Origin of the sequence: Lacticaseibacillus porcinae, assembly GCF_003946305.1 — a bacterium.
Classification (GTDB): Bacteria; Bacillota; Bacilli; order Lactobacillales; family Lactobacillaceae; genus Lacticaseibacillus; species Lacticaseibacillus porcinae.
In genome coordinates, this window is sequence record NZ_RHNS01000001.1 from 47,043 (window position 1) to 63,348 (window position 16,306).

Annotated in this window: 17 protein-coding genes; 3 read left to right on the top strand and 14 right to left on the bottom strand. The window is 47.4% G+C overall.

Going from position 1 to position 16,306, the window contains the following annotated elements; genetic code table 11:
- Positions 1-213 precede the first annotated feature (213 nt).
- Positions 214-1,035: a pyruvate, water dikinase regulatory protein gene (locus tag EKM92_RS00205; RefSeq protein WP_125706776.1), complete on the top strand. Its 822-nt coding sequence runs from the start codon at positions 214-216 to the stop codon at positions 1,033-1,035.
- 96 nt (positions 1,036-1,131) lie between these two features.
- Here EKM92_RS00205 and EKM92_RS00210 read toward each other — a convergent pair whose 3' ends face one another.
- The 6 genes from EKM92_RS00210 to hisS all read right to left on the bottom strand — a co-directional run bounded on the left by EKM92_RS00210 (position 1,132) and on the right by hisS (position 7,249).
- Complete coding sequence (locus EKM92_RS00210) at positions 1,132-2,034, bottom strand: deoxyribonuclease IV (protein ID WP_125706777.1); 903 nt, start codon at positions 2,032-2,034, stop codon at positions 1,132-1,134.
- Positions 2,035-2,131: 97 nt separating this feature from the next.
- Positions 2,132-3,046, bottom strand: coding sequence for a YitT family protein (locus EKM92_RS00215; RefSeq protein ID WP_125706778.1), 915 nt, complete (start codon positions 3,044-3,046; stop codon positions 2,132-2,134).
- 44 nt (positions 3,047-3,090) lie between these two features.
- Complete coding sequence (msrB, locus tag EKM92_RS00220; RefSeq protein ID WP_125706779.1) at positions 3,091-3,516, bottom strand: peptide-methionine (R)-S-oxide reductase MsrB; 426 nt, start codon at positions 3,514-3,516, stop codon at positions 3,091-3,093.
- A gap of 54 nt (positions 3,517-3,570) precedes the next feature.
- Entirely contained in the window at positions 3,571-3,999 is a 429-nt protein-coding gene (locus EKM92_RS00225) for a hypothetical protein (RefSeq protein WP_125706780.1), read from the bottom strand.
- Between the two features lie 167 nt (positions 4,000-4,166).
- Entirely contained in the window at positions 4,167-5,966 is a 1,800-nt protein-coding gene (gene aspS / locus EKM92_RS00230) for an aspartate--tRNA ligase (RefSeq protein ID WP_125706781.1), read from the bottom strand.
- Positions 5,967-5,968: 2 nt separating this feature from the next.
- Positions 5,969-7,249: a histidine--tRNA ligase gene (hisS, locus tag EKM92_RS00235; RefSeq protein WP_125706782.1), complete on the bottom strand. Its 1,281-nt coding sequence runs from the start codon at positions 7,247-7,249 to the stop codon at positions 5,969-5,971.
- 384 nt (positions 7,250-7,633) lie between these two features.
- Here hisS and EKM92_RS00240 point away from each other — a divergent pair, with 384 nt between their 5' ends.
- Both EKM92_RS00240 and EKM92_RS00245 read left to right on the top strand, forming a co-directional pair.
- A complete protein-coding gene (locus EKM92_RS00240; protein ID WP_125706783.1) occupies positions 7,634-8,950 on the top strand; it encodes an N-acetylmuramoyl-L-alanine amidase family protein in 1,317 nt (438 codons plus the stop codon).
- Between the two features lie 75 nt (positions 8,951-9,025).
- On the top strand, positions 9,026-9,541 hold the full coding sequence (locus tag EKM92_RS00245; protein WP_125706784.1) for a DUF805 domain-containing protein: 516 nt from the start codon (positions 9,026-9,028) through the stop codon (positions 9,539-9,541).
- A gap of 39 nt (positions 9,542-9,580) precedes the next feature.
- On the opposite strand, the gene EKM92_RS00250 is transcribed toward EKM92_RS00245, so the two are convergent.
- From EKM92_RS00250 to EKM92_RS00285, 8 genes are all read right to left on the bottom strand, one after another.
- The gene (locus tag EKM92_RS00250) at positions 9,581-10,207 is read right to left on the bottom strand and encodes an HAD hydrolase-like protein (RefSeq protein WP_125706785.1); all 627 of its coding nucleotides are present in this window, start codon (positions 10,205-10,207) and stop codon (positions 9,581-9,583) included.
- 4 nt (positions 10,208-10,211) lie between these two features.
- Complete coding sequence (dtd, locus tag EKM92_RS00255; RefSeq protein WP_125706786.1) at positions 10,212-10,658, bottom strand: D-aminoacyl-tRNA deacylase; 447 nt, start codon at positions 10,656-10,658, stop codon at positions 10,212-10,214.
- Between the two features lie 140 nt (positions 10,659-10,798).
- Entirely contained in the window at positions 10,799-13,033 is a 2,235-nt protein-coding gene (locus EKM92_RS00260) for a RelA/SpoT family protein (protein WP_125706787.1), read from the bottom strand.
- Positions 13,034-13,182: 149 nt separating this feature from the next.
- A complete protein-coding gene (locus EKM92_RS00265) occupies positions 13,183-13,506 on the bottom strand; it encodes a hypothetical protein (protein WP_125706788.1) in 324 nt (107 codons plus the stop codon).
- 6 nt (positions 13,507-13,512) lie between these two features.
- The gene (locus tag EKM92_RS00270) at positions 13,513-14,244 is read right to left on the bottom strand and encodes an RsmE family RNA methyltransferase (protein ID WP_125706789.1); all 732 of its coding nucleotides are present in this window, start codon (positions 14,242-14,244) and stop codon (positions 13,513-13,515) included.
- The gene (prmA, locus tag EKM92_RS00275) at positions 14,241-15,188 is read right to left on the bottom strand and encodes a 50S ribosomal protein L11 methyltransferase (RefSeq protein WP_125706790.1); all 948 of its coding nucleotides are present in this window, start codon (positions 15,186-15,188) and stop codon (positions 14,241-14,243) included. Before prmA ends, EKM92_RS00270 begins: the two co-directional genes overlap by 4 nt.
- A gap of 9 nt (positions 15,189-15,197) precedes the next feature.
- A complete protein-coding gene (locus EKM92_RS00280; RefSeq protein WP_125706791.1) occupies positions 15,198-15,695 on the bottom strand; it encodes a DUF3013 family protein in 498 nt (165 codons plus the stop codon).
- Positions 15,695-16,297, bottom strand: coding sequence for a DNA-3-methyladenine glycosylase (locus EKM92_RS00285; protein ID WP_125706792.1), 603 nt, complete (start codon positions 16,295-16,297; stop codon positions 15,695-15,697). Before EKM92_RS00285 ends, EKM92_RS00280 begins: the two co-directional genes overlap by 1 nt.
- Positions 16,298-16,306 lie beyond the last annotated feature (9 nt).

Below are 16,306 nucleotides of genomic sequence, written 5' to 3' on the forward strand. Positions count from 1 at the left end.
ATGATACCAAACCATCAAAACCGCGTCAATAAGGCATTGCTGATTTTTGATAAAAGTTTCATGCATTTTCACAAGGAAATTCGGCTTCAGCGGCGTACGTGCGGCATTCACGTGAAATCGCTGTGATTCAAAGAAACTACCCAGAAAATGTGCTAGAATGAAGCTATTACCAATAAAAGCGCTATCAGCGCAATTCAACTTGGAGGATCGTCAATGGCAGAAGAACTCAACTTCTACATTATTTCAGACTCAGTAGGTGAAACCGGCTTGAAGCTCGCTCAAGCCGTCGCCGCCCAATATGAAGACGTCGCACCGCGATATTTGCGTTTTCCTTTCGCACACACCGAAAGCAAACTCGAAGAGATCATCGACCAAGCCAAAGCCGACAATGCCGTCGTGATCGCCACTCTCGTCACCCCAGGCCTAGGCCAATATGCCAAAGCGTATGCCCAACAACAAGGGGTGACCTTCAACGAAGTCATGGCGCCATTATTGAAAGAAGCCACCGCCCACATTCACCAGCAACCTTCTGGTGTCGCTGGCACGGTGCACAATCTCAACGCCAAGTACTTTGATCGGATCTCAGCAATGGAATTTGCCGTGTTATACGACGATGGCAAAGATCCTAAAGGCTTTTTGGAAGCTGACATTGTGTTACTCGGGGTTTCTCGCACCAGCAAAACGCCATTATCGCTGTTCTTGGCCAACCGCAACCTTAAAGTGGCGAACTTGCCATTGGTGCCAAACGCGCATATTCCTGATGAAATCTACAAAGTCGACCGCAAAAAGATCTTTGGTTTGACCACTGATGCTTCAGTGTTAATGGAATTTCGCCGTCAGCGGATGATCGCTTACGGGTTAAACCCAGACACTGCCTACTCTGCACGTGATCAAGTCAACGAAGAACTGGGCTTTGCAGAAAACTTGTACAAAGAATTAGGTTGTGAAGTGATCAACACCGCGCACCGCTCCATCGAAGAAACAGCAACGTTGATCTTAGAAAAACTCGGTTTAGATGAATTCGACAACCAATAAAGTCAAAAAGAATCGTTACCCAAAAGGTAGGGTAACGATTCTTTTTTGACCAGCCAGATTCAATTCGTTCCCGTAATTGTAAAAATTAAATCATGTTTAGGCGTCTTCCCATAAAGCTGTTAATTCATCAGGTTGATACTCACCTGTTTTCAACCAGTTGATTTCGACGCCATAAGGAGGAAAGTCTCGCGCATCGTCGACCCCAACATATGGCGTTTCTAAGATCTTAGGAATATCGACTAACGCCGGGTGATGGGCAATGGCATTTAAACACTCGAAACCTAAAGTCCCAGCACCTAAATTCGTGTGGCGATCTTTATGTGCGCCTTGCGGATTCTTTGAGTCATTGAGATGTAAGACTTTGAGTTTATCTAACCCGATGACGTCATCGAATTCTTGCAACACGCCATCAAAATCATCGCGCACCGGATATCCGGCATCGGACATATGACAAGTGTCCATGCAAACGCCGACTTTGTCTTTCAAATCCACGCGTTCAATAATTGCCGCCAGCTCTTCAAATCGGCGACCAACTTCTGTGCCTTTGCCTGCCATTGTTTCAAGGGCAATGATGACATGTTGATCAGGGGTAAGGATCTGATTCAACCCATCGGCAATTTGTTGGATCGCAGCCTCGGCCCCTGCACCCACATGCGCGCCAGGGTGAAAAGGCATGGCATAAGCATGCAATGCATCAGCCCGCGCCACTTCTTCTTTCATAAACTGGACCGCAAAAGTAAAGTTTTGCGGTTTTTTGGTGTTACCGAGATTCACGATGTAAGGGGCGTGAATCACCAAATGACTTAATCCGCCTGCTTGCATGTCATCTAAGCCTTCAGGGATCTTCATTTGGTCGATCGGCTTGCGCCGAGTATTTTGTGGCGCGCCAGTATAAAACTGCAAGGTATTAGCGCCATAGCGCAACGCCTCTTCAACTGCACCAGGAAACATCTTCGGCGCTTTCATTGAAACATTCGCACCAATTAAAAATTCAGACATGTTTGACCTCCAAGCTTTGAGATACCTTTATTGTCTCCGGTTTCAAGAGCAGTTGCAAGGTCAAAAAAGCATCCCGTAAGTCGGAATGCTTTCACCATTAATCGGTCTTTGGTTCATAAAAACGACCCATGATTTTGATCGAATCGCTCATTGACACGAACGCATAAGGATCACTGACTTTCATCGCCGTTTCAAAATCATACATTTCAGCCCGGGAGATGATGGTAAACAAAATCGTTTTTTCTTCGTGGCGGAAGGCCCCTTCTGCATCATGGACAATGGTGATCCCGCGACGCAAGGTGTTTTGGATTTCATTGATCACCGCTTTAGGATGTTCCGTCACGATCATCACTTGCAAACGTTGCTGGCGCGTATAAACGGAATCTAAGATCTTCCCGTTAATGAAAATCGCTAACGCGGAGTACAACGCATGCGGCCAGTCATTGACAAATCCTGCAAAGAACAAGATCACGACGTTGACGGCGATATTGACAGTACCAATGGTGGTCCCAGTTTTCTTCCGCAAAACAATGCCGATGATGTCTAACCCACCAGTCGACAAGTTGTTCCGTAACGCAAACCCAGTGCCTAAGCCGTTGACCACGGCACCGAAGATCCCACAAACAATGGGATCCGTGGTTAAAGGCTTCACGATCCCTAACCAGCGAATGGAAATCGAACTGAAAATAACCGCTAAAAAGGTGAAAATCGTAAAGCGATGCCCGATTTTACGCCAAGCTAACACAAACAATGGCACGTTCAGCAAGAACAACAAAGTCCCAGTGTTTAAGATATCAGTGGTGCGCAAGCCCCCAAACGGAATCGCAAAATCAAACCACTTGCGAACAATAGTTGCCAGCAACTGGGCCGCCCCAGTGATCCCACTGGCGAAAACCCCTGCTGGTTCCCAAAACATATTTAAGGCAATGCCGACACAAATCGCATAAAAAATGGCAGCCGTGAAACGACTCCAATTTTGATGGCGGCGAATGAGTCGATCAATTTCATGCATGACGAGATTCCTTTCTGAAAACGCAATGCGAGTAGTATAACACGCTACTCAGAAAATAGCGTAAGAAATTCCTCATAACCAGCACTTTTTAACTCATCAACTGGAATGAATTTCAACGCGGCGGAATTAATACAGTATCGCAAGCCCCCAGCCGCAGCTGGACCGTCGGTAAACACATGACCGAGATGTGAATTTGCCTGAGTTGAACGGACCTCAGTGCGCGGCATCAATAACTTGTGATCAACATGCTCAGTAAGTCGCGTGATCGGCTTGGTGAAGCTCGGCCACCCGCACCCGGCGTCATATTTATCTAGTGACGAAAATAACGGTTCCCCAGACACCACATCAACATAGATCCCAGGTTCATCAAAATCGTCGTACTCACCTGTAAATGGATGCTCAGTGGCCGCATGTTGCGTCACTTCATATTGCATTGGTGTCAAACGCTGTTTTAAGTCCTTATCATCCATGGTGTAGCCCTCCTGTCCCTATATTGTACTAAACTCTTGCGCACAACGGAAATCTTATGCTTGGGGATTACGTGGTAAATGATTACAAAAGCCGTTGGCGAGCAATTTCTTCAAATTACGTTGGGTCCGCCCATCGTCAAGTGAGATGTACTGCCCATTGTCGATCCCGAAGCGATAAGTTTGACCTTGATACTTCAACTCAAGCACAAAGTAATTGAGTTGGGCAGTCAGTTGCCACGCAGAGGTCTGATTCAATGAGATTTGCATCACATCAGGCTCACGCTTTGAACGCGGTGTGATCATCGTCAAGGTTGTTTCGGTAAACACCAACAATACGGTTTGGTTGCCAAATAGCGACCGCATCGCATCACCTTGGAACCATTGACCAAAGCCTTTGCGAATGGTGGTATATAAAACCAGATCATTTTCAGTAAAACCTGCGTGAGCTAAGAGGTCGTTGGTTTGTTCAGTGAGGCTGCGCATCAGTATGCTCCTTTTTATTCAAAAAATGTCAACAATGTATGGCGAAATGAAATCAACTACAAATGGACACGGTTTCACCTCCAATTACGCTTATTCTACCCTACTCCCAAACAAACACAATGAAAAACGCCTGACTCTCAACAAAAGAGTCAGGCGTTAGCTTTCAACTAAGCTTCAGGATCATCGTCATGTTCGTGTTCAGGGTCAACCCCGGCACGCACTTCGATACCAAGATCAACGAGTTGCTTGTCTGCAACTGGATAAGGCGCTTTGGTCATTGGTTCAGAAGCTTTGGAGTTCTTAGGGAAAGCAATGACATCACGAATGTTGTCACGGCCAGTTAACAACATGGCGAAGCGATCCAACCCGATGGCCAAGCCGCCATGCGGTGGGAACCCGAAGTCTAAAGCACTCAACAAGAACCCAAAGGCTTTTTCTGCACGTTCTGGGGTAAAGCCTAAAGCGTGAAGCATTTTTTCTTGGATCTCGCGAGTGTGGATACGAATCGAGCCGCCGCCTAATTCGTAACCGTTCAACACGATATCATAAGATTGCGCATGTGCGGCGTGTGGATCAGTGTCCAACAAGTGCACATCTTCTTCATTTGGCATGGTGAATGGATGGTGGGCTGGGACCCAACGATCGATCCCTTCATCATATTCAAACAATGGCCAGTCAACGACCCAGCAGAAAGCAAATTTGCTTTCGTCGATCAAGTTCAATTCATGACCAAAATGCGTCCGCAAGTAACCAAGAGAAGCGGCAACCACAGCTGGTTGATCCGCAACAAATAAGATCAAGTCGCCTGACTTCGCAGACAAGGCTGACGTCAATGCTGCACCATCGCCGAAGAACTTGGCAATTGGGCCAGTGATGCCGTCGTCAGTGACTTTGAGCCATGCTAAGCCCTTGGCACCAAAGCGCTTGATGTAGTCTTGTTGTGCGTCGATCTTCTTGCGAGAATATGCGGCAGCTGCACCAGGTGCGACGATTGCACGGACTTGACCGCCGTTGGCAACAGCACCGGAGAACACTTTGAAGTCAGAGTCTTTGACGAGGTCTGAGACATCTTGAATTTCCATACCGAAGCGCAGATCAGGCTTATCAGAACCGTACTTATCCATGGCATCTTGCCAGTTGATCCGTTGGAAAGGCGTTTTAACATCGATGCCTTTAACGTCTTTCATGACTTTTTTGATCAAACCTTCAGTCAGATCTTGGATTTCTTCAGCAGATAAGAAACTGGTTTCCATATCGATTTGCGTAAATTCAGGTTGGCGATCCCCACGCAAGTCTTCATCGCGGAAGCAACGCGCGATTTGATAATAACGATCAAAGCCGGCACCCATCAACAATTGTTTAAACAATTGTGGGGATTGTGGCAAGGCGTAGAAACTCCCTGGATAAATCCGAGAAGGCACCAAATAATCGCGGGCCCCTTCAGGCGTGGACGCCGTCAAGGTTGGCGTTTCAACATCGATGAAGCCTTCGGAATCAAAGTACGCATGCGTTGCGGTCATGATCTTTGAACGGGTGATCAAAGCTTGTTGCATTTCAGGACGGCGTAAATCTAAGTAGCGATACTTGAGTTTCGTTTCTTCAGAAGCATTAACGCCATCAACGATATCAAAAGGTACGGTTTTAGCTTTGTTCAATACCGTAACTGATGAAATGGCCACTTCAACTTGGCCAGTTTTCATTTTGTTGTTGATTGCTGCATCGTCACGAGCGCGCACTAAACCAGTGGCTTCGATGACATATTCGCTACGTAAGTCTTCAGCAACGGCCAAAGCATCCGCGTTGATTTCTTGAGAAAATACCAATTGCACGATACCAGCACGGTCGCGTAAATCAATAAAAATCAAATTCCCAAGGTCGCGGCGCTTTTGCACCCAACCTTTTAAGGTAACAGTTTCACCGATATGTTGTTCGGTGACGTCGCCTGCATAATAAGTTCGCTTAGCCACGATTAATCCTCCAACGTTTCTTTGTATAAACTGGCAAATTGTTCCACGACGACTTTTTGATCAACAGTTTGTTGCTCGCCTGTCGCCATGTCTTTGACTTGCACGGTGCCATCAGCGATTTCACTTTCGCCTAAGGTCAACACCAAACGTGCGCCTGCTTTGTTGGCAGACTTGAACTGGGCTTTGGCTTTGCGACCTAAGTAGTCCATATCCACAGCGTAACCTTGCTTGCGAATGGCAGTGGCAAGCTTCAATGCAGTTGGTGCGGCACTTTCATCGATTGACACAATGTATGCTGGCAACACGCTAGGCTTTTGTTTGCCTTGCATCAATAACATCAACCGTTCAACGCCCATCCCAAAGCCAACACCAGGTGTTTCTGGGCCGCCGAGTTCTTCAACTAAACCGTTGTAACGGCCACCACCTAAAATTGTGGTATAGCCACCACCAAAGACTGGATCGCCTGACATCACTTCAAAAATGGTGTGGTTGTAGTAATCCAACCCACGGACCATATCAGGATCGACAACATAGTCGATACCGAGGTTTTCTAAGTTGGCTTTAACAGCATCAAAATGCGCTTGGGCTTCAGGAGTGAGGTAATCTAAGATCTTCGGTGCGTTGGCTACGAGTTCTTGATCATGTTTATCTTTAGAATCTAAGACACGCAATGGGTTTTTCTCCAAGCGGATCTTAGAATCATCAGATAATTCATCTTTGAACGGTGTCAAGAAGTCGATCAAGGCTTTGTGATAAGCTTTGCGACTTTCTGGATCGCCTAAGGTGTTGATGGCAAAACGTAATTTCGTGGCGCCCATGCTTTCCAGCAAGTCTTTGGCTAAAGCAATCACTTCTGCATCTAATACAGGACTTTCGGAACCGAATGCTTCGACACCGATTTGATGGAATTCACGTTGACGACCAGATTGTGGGCGTTCATAGCGGAACATCGACCCCATGTAGAAAACTTTCACAGGCTTTGCATGTTCTGGCCCATATAATTTGTTTTCAACATAAGCGCGGACGACACCGGCAGTGCCTTCAGGACGCAAGGCCATGGTGCGGCCGCCTTTATCATCGAAGACATACATTTCTTTGGTGACGATATCGGAAGTATCACCTGCAGAACGGGAGAAGACTTCGACGTTTTCAAATAACGGCGTGCGGATCTCTTGGTAGCGATAGCGCGTCAAAATGTCGCGGGCTGTTGCTTCAACTTGTTGCCACAGTTCACTTTGGCCAGGCAGAATGTCTGCGGTGCCTTTTGGTCGTTGGTAGCTCATCTAACTATCTCCTTTTTTCGTCCATCCGTAAAAAAAGACACCCCTCGATTGAACGAAGGGTGCAAGCACGGTACCACCTTGTGATTTAACTCACGCCATAACGGTGGCGACCGGAGTAACTCTGCCTCCACTGCGTCTTGTCGATCATTGTCAGCTTGCACCAGTTCTGACTCGCTTCAGGCGATCTCTCTTACAGTTTCTACGGCTCGGATGTCTTAATTACTTATTGAGAATAGCCCAGATAATGCGTGATTGTCAAGGCTTTTCGCCGGCGAGTGCAGCCACTTGCTGAAAATCTAACGGAATCCTTGAATTGCTAGAATTGTAGTCGTGTTCATAGGCAAAATTTGGTATAATTATGCTAGAAAAATAAGGACTGATCACATGAAAATCAAACAACTCCGCCGCTGGCCGCTGATCATCGCTTTTGCGGTGTTGATCGGGATCTCTGCGGCAACGACAGTGGTACTGGCCAATAACAATACGTTGACCGTTACCGCCAGTGTCGTCAATGTGCGCTTAGGCCCAGGTTTGTCATATGGCACCATGGGTCAAGTACAAAAAGGTGGCAATCTCACCATTTTACAAAAACAAAATTCTTGGTATCAAGTGCGCTTAGCTGGCAATCGCGTCGGCTGGGTCGCTTCGTGGTTGGTGCATCAAGATGATGCTACCACCACTGCTGCCAAAGTCGCACGCACAACGACGAATGTCAATGTGCGGCAATACGCGTCAAGCTCTGCCAAACAACTCGGCACCTTGAGCAGTGGCACCACAGTGAGTGTGTTATATCAAAGTAATGGTTGGAGCCAGATTCAATACAACAATACCGCGGCCTGGGTCAGTTCCAATTTATTGCAATTGACTGGTGCCACCACCACGATCAACCCAACGCAAACAGCGATCGCCACACCGAAAACCACGACCCCAACACTTCAAGCTACCACCACGCTGGCTGCCAATGTGCGGCAAACTGCAGGTTTGAATGCTGCCGTTGTCACCCGTATTGCCAAAGGTGCTTCTGTGACGGTGTTGAATCAATCAGGAGATTGGTATCACGTCCGCACCACTGATGGGAAGACTGGATACATTGCCAGTTGGATCTTGTCGATGCCTGGCGCCTCCACCAACAAAGCCGCGACGAAGCTTTCTGAAGCAACGATCGTCATCGACCCTGGACACGGTGGTAATGATACTGGGGCCTTATCCACGTCTGGTAAATATGAAAAGACTTACACCTTGGCATTGGCCAAAGCAGTCGGGGCCAAACTTGAAGCTGCAGGTGCTAAAGTGGTTTACACCCGCTCGACTGATACTTTCGTCGACTTAGCGCCACGGCCAGTGGTGGCTAAGAAAGTCCACGCTGATGCGTTTATCTCCTTCCACTTTGACTCAACGCCAAATGCCAACACCGCCAGTGGCTTTACCAGTTACTATTACAACGCGACTAAAGATAAAGCCTTAGCGACCAGCTTGAACAAAGCGTTAGGCAGTAACCTAAGTCTCACCAATCGCGGCGTCGCCTTCGGGAATTATGAAGTCTTACGCGATAACGATCAACCGAGTGTGTTACTGGAAATGGGCTACATCAATGATGATCACGACTTCAAGTTCATCGAATCGAGTTACTATCAACAAACCATTGCCGCAGATATCGTCAATGGGATGAATGCTTACTTTGCAGCAGGCAATCATCAATAAGCTTTTGTAAAAGGCCTCGACATGAGGCCTTTTTTTGTGCGATAATGTTGAACATTTGATTGGGAGGTCCACACTTTGAAACCTGTTTTCAATGAACATTACGGCGCCAGTGGCTGGAAAGCCTTTCTCGCCTTTTGGCAAAACTATGCGAATTTCAAAGGCCGTAGTACCCGTAGCGAATATTGGTGGTCAACATTGTTTTTGACGATTGTTTTGACTGCGGTATTCCTGCTCAGTTTCGTTTGGCTCTTGTTTGCAGCCTTGCGATCACCGGAAACGTTCACCGCTAAATTTTCCTTTTATGACCTATGGCCGCTGTTGATCGTCGCCATCATGGTTTTAAGCATGGCGATCCCAAGTTTTGCAATCGCTGTGCGACGTTTTCGTGATGCCGGGGTTCACTGGGGCGTCTTTCTCACCTTTCAAATTACCGGCATCGTCGTCAGCGTGATCCCGCAAATTCTGTGGCGGCTCGGTTTGGTCACAACTAATTTATCCCAAAGCTGGTGGGTAACGTTGCTGAGTTGGGGTATGATGTTAACCATGCTTGTGATCGAGATCTTACCGAGCAAACCCCTTCCTGAAAAATAAAAACGAGTTACTTCTATTAAAGAAGTAACTCGTTTTAGTTTATCGACCTAACAGCGGCACAATGTCCATCAAGGTTTCGATTTGATGATCTGCCATTGGCGCATCATTGAGTTTGTCGATGTTGAAGTACACCCCTTGAACATTCGCTGCTTGACCTGCGATCACGTCTAAGCGCCGATCCCCGATCATCGCTGTGCGTTCAGGATTCAATTGATAACGATCGACTAAATACAATACCGCATCAGGCTTTGGCTTACGTGCTAGGTGTAAGTCGCTCGTCACCCCACCTAAGAACAACTTATCTAAACCGTTACGAGCAAGCAAAGCCCAGGCTTTGTCATCCCGGTGGGTCATCAATAAGTTGTTCCCACCAGCGTCGACGACCGCTTGCAACACTTCTGCCGTTTGCGCATAAGGGGTGGCTTTCATCACTTCTTGAGCTTCGCGTTGGTGATATTGTGCAAGCACTTCGCCTTCGTCTAAGTGTTGTTGGCGAGCAAAGTTTTTCGCGGTTTCAGTCACAGATCCATGTTTGATGATCTTATACAATTCATCTTGATCGATATGGACATCGATGCTTTCTAAGGTATCGTGCAAGGCTTTGAGAATGCCAGGGTAAGTGTCATACAAGGTCCCGTCGAGGTCCCAAATCGCATTGGTAATCAAAAATTTATTTCTCCTTCGTATCGATCAAAATTGTCACTGGGCCATCATTGACCAAGCTGACTTGCATATCTGCGCCAAACACTCCGACTGCAACTGGAATCCCAGTCGCCGCCATGGTGTGATTAAACGCGTCATAAAGTTGTTCCCCTAATGCTGGTGGGGCAGCGTTAATAAAACTCGGGCGATTGCCATGGGTGGTGCTAGCGTAAAGGGTAAATTGCGAAATCGACAAAATGCCACCGCCAATTTGCGAAATATCGAGATTCATCTTGCCTTGAGCATCAGAGAAAACTCGCAACTTTGAGATTTTGTGAACCAAATAGTCCACATCATCTTGCGAATCATCAGGGCCAACGCCTAACAATACCATAAATCCCGCATCGATTTTACCGTGTACCACTCCACCGATCGTCACGCTAGCTTGCGTGACACGTTGGATCACTGCTTTCATACAAACTCCTTTGAACCTTTATCGTCGTGTTCAACTTTGCAACGCCTTTGCGTATAAGTGGTGACCACGCTTCGGCAAAGAACGCCAAAACATGGCCACCACTTATCCCCTGGGCTAAAACCGCGAAACTTCACACTGGGTTACCCTTTAGTCCGCTTGACTTCGTAGATATCGGGAATATTCTTCACCGCATCCATCATACGATCCAAATGCGCTAAGTTGCGGATCCCAACAGTGACATGAATGTCTGCCATTTTATCATGATCGACGCGACCGACCACGTTGTTGAGGTTCTTCGTTTGGGCATTTAAGGTTTGTAAGACATCATTCAACAAACCAGAGCGATTGTAACCGTAAATTTCCAGATCAGTGTCAAACAATTGCGATTGATCATTGAGGTTTTGCCAACCGACATCAATCAAACGCCCTGCCATTTCAGAATCGGCAGCGACATTCGGGCAGTCAGTACGATGAATGGTGACGCCGCGACCTTTGGTGACATAGCCGACGATCGGGTCTCCTGGAACAGGATTACAACATTTCGCCAAGTGCACCAATAAGTTGTCGACGCCTTCGATCACGATCCCTTCTTGGGTGCGAGACGTTGGCTTTGGGGCAGGTTTGTCGCGATTAACCGTAGTAACTTTTTGATGCGCGTCTAAAATCGCTTTTTCGCGGGCATCTTGTTCCGCTTTTTCTTTTTCACGGCGCACTTTTTCAGTCAAACGGTTGGCAATGATCTTAGCGGTGTATTCGCCATAGCCGATCGCAGACATTAATTCCGTTTCTTGGGTGAAGTTCAACCGCTTCAACAGATCTGCCATCGCAGGCTTTGGCGCCAAGAAGTCTTTGGGGGCGTAGCCAAGGTCGAGGAGTTGGTGTTCCAACATGTCGCGGCCTTTGATGGCATTTTCTTCTTTGTCTTCTTGTTTAAAGTAACGGCGGATCTTGTTACGCGCACGCGACGTGAACACTAAGTTGACCCAATCACGAGATGGTTTAGAGCCACTTGCGGTTAAGACTTCAACGATGTCACCATTTTTGAGTTGATAGTTCAATGGCACGATCTTGCCGTTGACCTTCGCGCCGACAGTTTTGTTGCCGACATCGGTGTGGACCATGTACGCAAAGTCCAAGGGCCCAGCACCTTTAGGTAGTTCATAAACATCCCCACGTGGGGTGAACACATACACGCGATCAGAGAAAATGTCGCCTTTGACTGATTCCATAAAGTCATTGGCATCATCGGCTTCATCTTGGATTTCCAAGATTTCGCGGAACATATCGAGCTTCTTGCCGGAGTTGTCGTATTGCACTTCTTGGGTTTGGCCTTCTTTATAAGCCCAGTGCGCCGCGACCCCGTATTCAGCGACATGATGCATTTCTTCAGTCCGGATCTGGACTTCTAACGGTTTGCCTTTAGGACCGATCACCGTGGTATGCAGTGATTGATACATGTTGGCTTTAGGCATGGCGATGTAATCTTTGAACCGCCCTGGCATTGGCTTCCACTTGGTGTGAATCGCACCCAGCACGGCATAACAATCTTTGATAGTTTCGGTGATCACCCGTACGGCCAGCAAGTCATACAATTCATCGAATTGCTTATGCTTATCACGCATTTTTTTGTAAATCGAATAAATGTGCTTTGGGCGACCATAAATTTCATATTTCATGTTGAGGTCAGCCAATGCCGCGTTGATTTCTTTGATCGCCCCTTGAATATAAGCTTCGCGTTCGCCGCGCTTAGACTTCATCAATTGGGCGATCCGATAATATTGTTGTGGGTTTAAATAACGCAAAGAGAGATCTTCAAGTTCCCACTTGATGGTGCTGATCCCTAAGCGATCGGCTAGTGGTGCATAGATCTCCAAGGTTTCATTGGCGATGCGTCGTTGTTTGTCTGGACGCAAATGCATCAAGGTGCGCATATTGTGCAACCGGTCAGCCAACTTCACTAAAATGACCCGCATATCTTTGGCCATGGCCAATAACATTTTACGGTGATTTTCCGCCAGTTCATCTTTATGAGCAACGTAAGTGACTTTCGATAGCTTCGTCAAGCCATCGACGATCACCGCAGTTTCTTTCCCAAACACTTCTTGAATGTCGCCAAGGGTAATATTGGTGTCTTCTACCACATCGTGTAAATAACCTGAAGCGACAGTGACTGGATCCATTTTCAAATCGGCTAAAATCCCAGCCACTTGAATCGGATGAATAATGTAAGGTTCGCCTGACTTGCGGCGTTGATCATGATGGACATAAGCGGCAAAGTCGTAGGCCTTTTTCACAAAAGCAAGGTGTTCATCATTCATGTACTTGCGGCACATGTCCATGACTTGGTCTTGCGTTAATTCGATTTCTTCTGCCATAGTTTCCTCCTCAGACGCCACCGCCGGCGCAAAGCAGCAGCCGCGGCGTGACTTGTTTTGACAAATTCACAATGATTGCACAAAAGCCGAGCACAGAAGGTCTGGCTCGGCAGGACTTGTGGTTATTATACCAATGGTTGCACAACGCTTCAATCCTTGATCCAACTGAGCATTGTCAACAACCAATAAATTGGTAAGAACCAATAGTTGTATTTAGCAAAACGTAAAAATACCATCAACGCAAATAATACCGGTAGAATCAAACTATACCACCACGGCAAGTGGGCTTTGCGCATTAAATGACCGATCCACAATGACCACAAGCCATTGATGACGATAAACAACAACCCGACGCGCAAGGCGACAGAGGCACCGGCAAGTTTTAACACCCAAGGCATGATCAAGGTGAGGATCAAATCCCCAAAAACGATCAAGCCAGCATTGGATTTGGACCAAGAAAGCAGTTTTTGCATAAGCGATTAGATCTCCTGTAATTCAACTAGCGCACTGATGGCGCTGAGTAAGTATAGTGGTGCAGTTTCCGTGCGCATAATGCGCGGTCCCAACCCTGCTGGTACAAACCCATTTTGTTGCAATCCGTCTACTTCTTGTGGACTTAAGCCACCTTCTGGTCCAAACACTGCGATCAAACTTTGGGGATGGGTTTGAATCGTTTGAACCAGTTGTGCGGCTTCGCCTGCTTTGGCAGCTTCTTCGTATGCCACGACCCCCACTTGATCGGTGGCAAGCGTTAAGTCATTCAGCTTGGTAAAGCCAACTGTCGGCACCACATTGCGATGACTTTGTTCAGCGGCGCCTAAGGCAACAGCTTGCAAACGCGTAAGCTTTTTCGGCAATTTCTCCGGTGACCACTTTGCCGTCCCCCATTGCGTGTTGGCAAAGCTGATGGTTGAAGCGCCGAGCTCTGTGGCTTTTTGGACGATCCATTCCGCTTTATCGCCTTTACCAACGCCACATACTAAGTGTACCGCGATCGGCAATTCCACTGAGCGGGTGATATCGTTGATCAGTTTCACCGTCAGCGGCGACACATCTGTAATTTCGGCATCATAAGCATGGCCATCATGCACCAATTCAAAATGATCGCCAACCCCTTGGCGTAACACTTTGATGGCATGCTTTTGAATCGCCGCTTCAAGTTGTACTGAAGCATTAAGGGTTAATGATTGTTCCGTAAAGTAGCGATTCATTCATCTACCACCACTTGCGCTTTTAACGCGACCCAATCGCCTAAATGCCAGTCTGCGACAACAGTCAACCCGACTTCTTGCAACGCTTGTTTGACGACAGTTTCTTTATCATAGTAAATGCCAGACAACAACACGGTCCCGCCTGCATTGAGCCGCTCAGGAATTTGTGGGATCAGTGGCAACAAGACTTCCGCTAAAATATTGGCGCAAATAATATCCGCTTGTTCGTCAATGCCAGTCAACAAGTCGTTAGCGATCACGTGAATATCTGATACTGGATTTAACGCAAGATTTGATTCCGCATTTTTCACTGCCACATCATCGACATCGGTGGCTAAGACATGATCGACACCAAGCATTTTAGCACCAATGGCTAAAATGCCACTGCCAGTGCCCACATCGATCATCGCCTCACCACCGCGGATCACTTGCTCTAATGCTTGCAACATCAGCGCCGTCGTGGGATGCGACCCAGTCCCAAAGGCCATGTCAGGATCTAAGCGGATCACTAACTCACCTGCTTGTTGTGGGGTGTAATCTAACCAGTCAGGCACCACCGTTAAATACCGCGTGATGCGCAAGGGATGGTAGTATTTCTTCCATTCATTGGCCCAGTTGGCTTCAGCGATCGCGTCCACTTCAATGGTACCGGCGCCTGCGTCTAAACCATAACTTGGCAATTGCGCGACTCGAGCGGCGAGATTTTGTTTGAGTTCCCCAAGATGAGTGTGCGGTGCGAAGTAGCCGGTGACCGCAGCCCCTTGTTGTAAATGCGGCACGGTGTCAGGGTCCAGCCATTCTCCAGTTTTGGTGATCACTTCATGTTGAAAGTCAGCACTATCTTGAATTTGCACCCCAGCAGCGTCAGCTTCCATCATGAAATTGGCGACAGCTTCAACAGCTTGCGTGCTCGTGTTGACGGTTAATGCGATCCAATCGTCCATGATGACCTCCTAGAACTTGGGATAAGGTAAAAAGATTTTTTGATTGGCGGCAGGTTGCTTGGCGTAGGCCTCATCGAACTTCGCTTGATCAAAGTTCAATTCAAAGACTTCAGCGTCGCTAGTGCCATCAACGAAATCAAATAAATCGCTTTGCCCATCATCTAGCAAGTCTTGCAAGTAAACAAACAACGCATCCACTTGCGCTTGTTCGATGCCTGCTTTACCTGAAAAGCCGAAGGTGGCTAAATAGTTGTCGGCATAATCTTCACCTTTTAAGCGGGTTTTGTCATAAAACAAAATCGCATCGGCATAATCAACTTCATCGCCAGCTTGTTTTTCTTCACCGTCTTGGTCTTCGACTTCAAATCCTTCAGCGGCGTCAACGTACATGGTCATTTCTAATTCGATAACGTGGGCTTGTTTATCCCAGTTGAGATCTAAATCGCCGTCAAAATCTAATGCGTCCATTTTATCGCCGATATAATCGAGCATATTTTGAGTTTTCATCATTGCCATCCTTTATTAGGTAAATTCAAATCGCGTTTTTTAATGCCTGAAACATTGGGGTTGCCTGCGACAAAATATCGCAGTGGCGCATCCGTCCATTCCCCTTTGTTAGGGACTCCGATACGAGGGCTGACCCCAATGTGTTGTGGCTGTTTGACTTGCGGGATCAAGGTGATCGCATCGCGGTTCAACAAACTGCCATGTAGCGCGGTGGTGATATCAAGGGCTTGACACAGCTTGCCTGGCCCGTTGCACAAGTCGGTGGCTTTCCCACGTCTTTTGACCATTTGATCGATGCCATCAGTTGGTTCCAGCGCCCGTAGCAAAATACACTCCGGAATGCCTTTGGCTTGCACGTTAAAATTCATCAAACAATATTGCCGCATTTGGTACACATAAATGGTGGTTGGTTCCTCCCACAGCGGCCAATTACGTTTGGTTTGATGATTTTGATAAGCATGAGCGGCGGCGTCTTGGGCGCCGAGGTAAGCTTCAGTTTCGACAACTAAGCCGCCCACACCGTTGTGCATTAATTTAGCCCCGAGCAGTTCTTGTGCAAGGGTTTGGGTGTCGGCGCTAGTCGCCCATGTTTGCCAGTCCATGTTCATAAA